A 5,980-nucleotide genomic window follows, 5' to 3' on the forward strand; every position below is an offset into this window, starting at 1 on the left:
TCGTTCCGGGAAGTGCTGGGGCGGGTGCGGGAGGCGGCGCTGGGGGCGCTGGCGCATCAGGACGTGCCGTTCGAGCGGCTGGTGGAGGAGCTGGCTCCGTCCCGGTCGCTGGCCCGGCATCCGCTGTTCCAGGTGATGCTCACCGTCCAGAACAACACCGACGCCACCCTGGACCTGCCCGGCATGGTCCACTCGGACCTCGCCAAGGGCGTGCTGGCGGCCCGCTTCGACCTCGACTTCAACGTCGGCGAGGTCTTCGACGAACATGGAGCCCCGGCCGGGCTCAGGGGGTCGCTGGTCGCGGCGGCCGACCTGTTCGACGAGGAGAGCGTGGAGCGGCTGGCACGCCGCTGGGTGCGGCTGCTGGAGAGCCTCGACACCCTCATGGACGCCCCGCTCTCCGCCGTGGACGTGCTCGACGACGCCGAGCGGCGCCAGGTCCTGGACACCTGGCAGGGATCGCCGGCGGCGCTGCCGCCCACGTCGGTGGTGCGGGAGATCGAGGCGCAGGCCGACCGCACGCCCGAGGGTGTGGCCGTGGTGTCGGGCGGCGCTCACCTGACGTACGCGCAGCTCGACGCCCGCGCGAACCGGCTGGCCCGGCACCTGATCACGCACGGCGTGGGGCCTGAGTCGCCGGTCGGCGTGCTGTTCAAGCGCGGCGTGGACGCCGTCGTCGCGCTGCTCGCCGTCTGGAAGGCGGGCGGCGTGTACGTGCCGATCGACGTCGAGTACCCGATCGAGCGGGCCGAGTACATGCTGCGGGACGCCGGCGTACGGGTCGTGGTGACGGACCGCGACATCTGCGCGCGGGTCGGGCTGGCCGCACGGACGTCCGGCGTCGAATGGGTGGTCATGAACGACCCCGCAGAGGCGGCCCGGCTGGCGAGCCTGCCGGACGCGCGGCCGGACGTGGCGATCGACGGTTCGAGCCTGGCGTACGTCATCTACACCTCGGGCTCGACCGGCGCCCCGAAGGGCGTGGGCGTGGCGCACGCCGGGCTGGTGAACCTCATCGAGGTGTTCGCCCCGATCATGGGCGTCGGGCCGGGGGCCGGCGTGCTGCAGTTCGCCTCGTTCGGCTTCGACGCGTCCGTACTGGACGTCGCCGTGACCCTGGCACGCGGCGGACGCCTCGTCGTCGCGCTGCCCGCCGAGCGGACCGACGCCGGGCTGCTGCGCGAGCTGGTGACCGCGGAACGGGTGTGCGCGGCCAGCGTGGTGCCGTCGCTGCTTGAGGTGATCGATCCGGCCGGCTGGCCGGGCGTCCAGGCGCTGCTCGTGGGCGCCGAGCCGATCGCGAGCGGGACGGCGCGCACCTGGTCGTGGGGCCGCCGCCTGGTCAACACCTACGGCCCCACGGAGGCGACGGTGATGGTGGCCGAGGGCCTCGTCGAGCACAACGGGACCCGCTCGGCGGTGCCGTTCGGCCGGCCGATCGCCAACACCCGGCTGTACGTGCTGGACGACCACCTGGCGCCGGTGCCGCCTGGCGTCGCCGGCGAGGTCTACATCGCGGGCGTCCAGGTGGCGCGCGGCTATGTCGGCCGGCCCGGGCTCACGGCGGAGCGTTTCGTGGCCTGCCCGTACGGCGGCCGCATGTACCGGACGGGAGACGTCGCCCGCTGGACCGCCGACGGCGAGCTGATCTTCGTGGGCCGGGTGGACGAGCAGGTGAAGATCCGCGGCATGCGGGTCGAGCCGGGCGAGGTGCGGGCGGTGCTGGCCACGCACCCGGACGTGGCCCAGGCAGCGGTGATCGTGCCCGCCGACGGGGGAGAGAAACGCCTGGTGGCGTACGTCGTGGGCGGCGACGCGGAGGACGTCCGGCGCTACGCCGCCGACCGGTTACCCGCCCACCTGGTGCCCTCGGCCGTGGTGGTGCTCGACGAGCTGCCCCTGACCGTCAACGGCAAGCTCGACCGCGCCGCCCTGCCCGCCTCCGTCGAACACCAGGCCGGCCGGGGGAGAGCCCCGGCCACGCCGCAGGAAGAGGCGCTGTGCGAGGTGTTCGCGCAGGTGCTCGGCCTGGAACGGGTCGGCGCCGACGACGACTTCTTCACCCTGGGCGGCCACTCCCTGCTGGCCATCCAGCTGGTCAACACGATCCGGCACGCCATCGGCGTCGAGGTCAGGATCGCCGACGTCTTCGACACGCCGACGGTGGCCGGTCTGGCCCACCGCATCGAACAGGGACGACCATCGCGTCCGGCGCTCCGGCCGATGCGTCGCGGACAGGAGGACTCCTGATGATCCCCTTGTCGTTCGCGCAGCGCCGGCTGTGGTTCATCCACCGGCTCGAGGGCCCGAACGCCGCCTACAACCTGCCCTTCGTCCTGCGGCTGACCGGCGACCTCGACCGCGACGCGCTCGGCGTGGCGCTGCGTGACGTCATCGGCCGGCACGAGGTGCTGCGGACGGTGTTCCCCGTCGAGGGCGGCGAGCCGTACCAGCGGATCCTGAGCATGGATGAGCTGGCGTGGGAGCTGCCGGTCGTCGAGGTGGACCCCGGCGCTCTCGACGGCGCGGTGGCCGAGGCGAAGGCGTGCGCCTTCGACCTCGCCCGTGAGGTGCCGATCCGGGCGTGGTTGTTCGTGGCGGGGCCCGGCGAGCAGGTCCTGGTGGTGGTGACGCACCACATCGCGGCGGACGGCTGGTCGATGGGGCCGCTCGCCCGGGACCTGTCGGCCGCCTATGAGGCACGCCGCGCCGGTCGGGCCCCGGCCTGGGAGCCGCTGCCGGTGCAGTACGCGGACTACACGTTGTGGCAGCGGGAGCTGCTCGGCGCGGAGGACGATCCGGGCAGCGTCCTGGCCCGGCAGATCGGGTTCTGGCGGGAGACGCTCGACGGCATCCCCGAAGAGCTGGACCTGCCCTATGACCGGCCCCGCCCGGCCGTGTCGAGCAATCGCGGGATCAGGGTGCCCGTCACGATCCCGGCCGACGTGCACCGGCGGCTGACCGAGATCGCCCGGACCGAACGGGCCACCCTTTTCATGACGTTGCAGGCCTCCCTCGCGGTGCTGCTGGCCAAGCTGGGCGCGGGCCGCGACATCCCGATCGGGTCCGCGCACGCCGGCCGTACCGACCAGGCCCTGAACGACCTGGTCGGCTTCTTCGTCAACACACTGGTTCTGCGCGCTGACCTGTCCGGGGATCCGACGTTCCGCGAGGTGCTGGGCCGGGTGCGGGCGGCGAGCGTGGCCGGCCTCGCCCACCAGGACGTGCCGTTCGAGCGGCTGGTGGAGGAGCTGGCGCCGTCGCGGTCGCTGTCCCGCCACCCCCTGTTCCAGGTGATGCTCAACCTGCAGAACAACGCCGCGGCGACCCTGGAGCTGGCCGGCGTGCGGGCGGGCGAGGAGGACGGCGCGGCCGAGGCGTCGTCCGCCAAGTTCGACCTGACCCTGAACATGGACGAGACGACCGACGAGCGGGGCACGCCGGCGGGGCTGCGCGGCTGGCTGACCGTGGCGGCCGACCTCTTCGACGCCGACACCGCCGAACGCCTCGCCCGCTGGTGGACCAGCGTGCTCACCGTGGTGGCCGGCGACCCCGCCGTACGCCTGTCCGGCGTGCGGGTGCTGGGAGCACGCGAACGCGACCGGCTGGTCAAGGACGGGAGCCCGCAGGGGACGCCGGTCCCCGCGCCGTCCGTGGCCGCCCTGTTCGAGGCGCAGACGGCCAGAACGCCCGAAGCCGTGGCCGTGACGCACGCCGGGACCGAGGTGTCGTACGCCGAACTCGACGCCCGCGCCAACCGGCTGGCCCACCACCTCATCGGGCACGGCGTCGGCCCGGAGTCGGTCGTCGGCCTCTGCCTGTCGCAGGGCACGGAGATGATCGCGGCCATCCTGGCGGTGTGGAAGGCGGGCGCGGCGTACCTGCCCATCGACCCGGAGCAGCCCGGGGAGCGGATCGCGTACATGCTGGCCGACAGCGCGGCGGCGCTGCTGCTGACGCGCGGCGGCTCGCCCGCGTGGCCGGTCCGCACGCTCGCGCTGGACGACCCGGAGACGGCGGCGCTGCTGGCCGGCGAGCCGGACACCGCGCCCGGCGGCCTGGCCGACCCCCGCAACCCCGCCTACGTCATCTACACCTCCGGCTCCACCGGCCTGCCCAAGGGCGTCGCGGTGACGCACGGCGCGCTCGCCAACTACGCCTCGGCGGTACCGCCTCGCCTGGGCTGGGACGTACCGGGCCGCGCCTACGCGCTGCTGCAGGGGCAGGCGACCGACCTCGGCAACACGGCGCTGCTGGCCGCCCTGGTCTCCGGCGGGCGGCTGCACGTCCTCGACGCCGACCAGGTCACCGACCCGGCGGCGGTCGCGGCTGGTCTGGCCGAGCAGCGCATCGACCACTTCAAGGCGGTGCCCTCGCACCTCGCGGCGCTCGGGACGTCCGGCCTGGAGCGGGTGCTGCCCGGCCGGTCGCTGGTGCTGGGCGGCGAGGCCGGCGCCCCCGAGTGGGTGGCGCGGCTGCTCGCGGCGGCCGGTGACCGCCCGGTGTTCAACCACTACGGGCCGACCGAGACCACCATCGGCGTCGTCACGACGCGGCTGGACCCGGGACGCGTGGCGGCCGGCGTGGTGCCGATCGGCCGGCCGATCGCGAACACGCGGGTGTTCGTCCTGGACGAGTGGCTGTCGCCGGTGCCGGTGGGCGCCGCCGGCGAGCTGTACGTCGCCGGGGCGGGCGTGGCGCGCGGCTATGTCAACCGGGCCGGGCTGACCGGCGAGCGGTTCGTGGCCTGCCCGTTCGGCGGTCCCGGCGAGCGCATGTACCGGACGGGCGACCGCGTGCGGTGGACGCCGGACGGCGAGCTGGTGTTCCTGTCCCGCGTGGACGACCAGGTGAAGATCCGCGGCTTCCGGGTCGAGCCGGGCGAGGTCCGTGCGGTGGTGCTGGAGCATCCCGACGTGGCGCAGGCGGCGGTGGCCGTCCGCGAGGACCGGCCCGGTGACAAGCGGCTGGTCGCGTACGTCGTCCCGGCCGGCGACCCGGCCGACCTCGCCGGCTCGGTCCGGCGCTTCGTCGCCGACCGTTTGCCCGCTCACATGGTGCCGTCGGCCGTGGTGGCGCTGTCGGCCTTGCCCCTGACCGCGAACGGCAAGCTGGACCGCAAGGCCCTGCCCGTCCCCGAGTACGCCGTGGGTGGTCGTGGCCCGGCCGACCCGCGCGAGGAGCTGTTGTGCGAGGGGTTCGCGCACGTGCTCGGGCTGGAGCGGGTCGGCGTGGACGACGACTTCTTCGCGCTGGGCGGCCATTCGCTGCTGGTGGTCTCCCTGGTGGAGTGGCTCCGGGCGCGGGGTGTGGCGGTGTCGGTGCGGGCGCTGTTCCAGACACCGACGGTCGCGGAACTGGCCGCAACCGCCGGGACGGAGCGTGTGGCCACACCGGCGAACCTGATCTCGCCGGCCGCCACGGAGATCACGCCGGAGATGCTCCCGCTGGTGGAGCTGTCCCAGGCGGACATCGACCGGATCGTGGCGGGAGTGCCGGGCGGTGCGGCGAACGTGGCCGACGTCTACCCGCTGGCTCCGCTTCAGGAAGGTCTGCTCTTCCATCACCTGCTCGCCGAGGGCGGCGACGACGCCTACGTGACACCCACGGTGCTGGCCTTCGACACACGCGCTCGGCTGGACGCCTTCACGGAGGCGTTGCAGCGGGTGATCGACCGTCATGACATCTTCCGTACGGCGGTGATGTGGGAGGGGCTGCCGGAGCCGGTCCAAGTGGTGTGGCGCAATGCGGAGCTGCCGGTATCCGAGGTGACCGGCGATCTGGTGGCCACGGTCGGCCTGTCGATGGATGTGGGCCGCGCGCCGCTTCTGGACGTGCACGTGACGCGGGACGATGATCGCTGGCTTGCTCTGGTGCGGGTGCACCACCTGGTGCAGGACCACCTCGGCCTGGAGGTGGTGCTGAGCGAGGTGGCGGCCTTCCTGGACGGGCGCGGCGACGACCTGCCCGAGCCGCTGCC

The 5,980-nt window shown here is 73.8% G+C and carries 2 protein-coding genes; both read left to right on the forward strand.

Features of this window, described 5'->3' with window-relative positions:
- The coding region (locus ABZW11_RS45945) for an amino acid adenylation domain-containing protein (protein WP_355432806.1) at positions 1-2,250 on the forward strand (2,250 nt) is incomplete at its 5' end.
- Positions 2,250-5,980 (forward strand): amino acid adenylation domain-containing protein (locus ABZW11_RS45950; protein ID WP_355432809.1); only part of this gene is annotated, 3,731 nt, incomplete at its 3' end. The genes ABZW11_RS45945 and ABZW11_RS45950, both read left to right, overlap by 1 nt.

The sequence above is a fragment of the Nonomuraea sp. NPDC004580 genome, from assembly GCF_040609855.1.
In the GTDB taxonomy this organism is placed as follows: Bacteria; Actinomycetota; Actinomycetes; order Streptosporangiales; family Streptosporangiaceae; genus Nonomuraea; species Nonomuraea salmonea.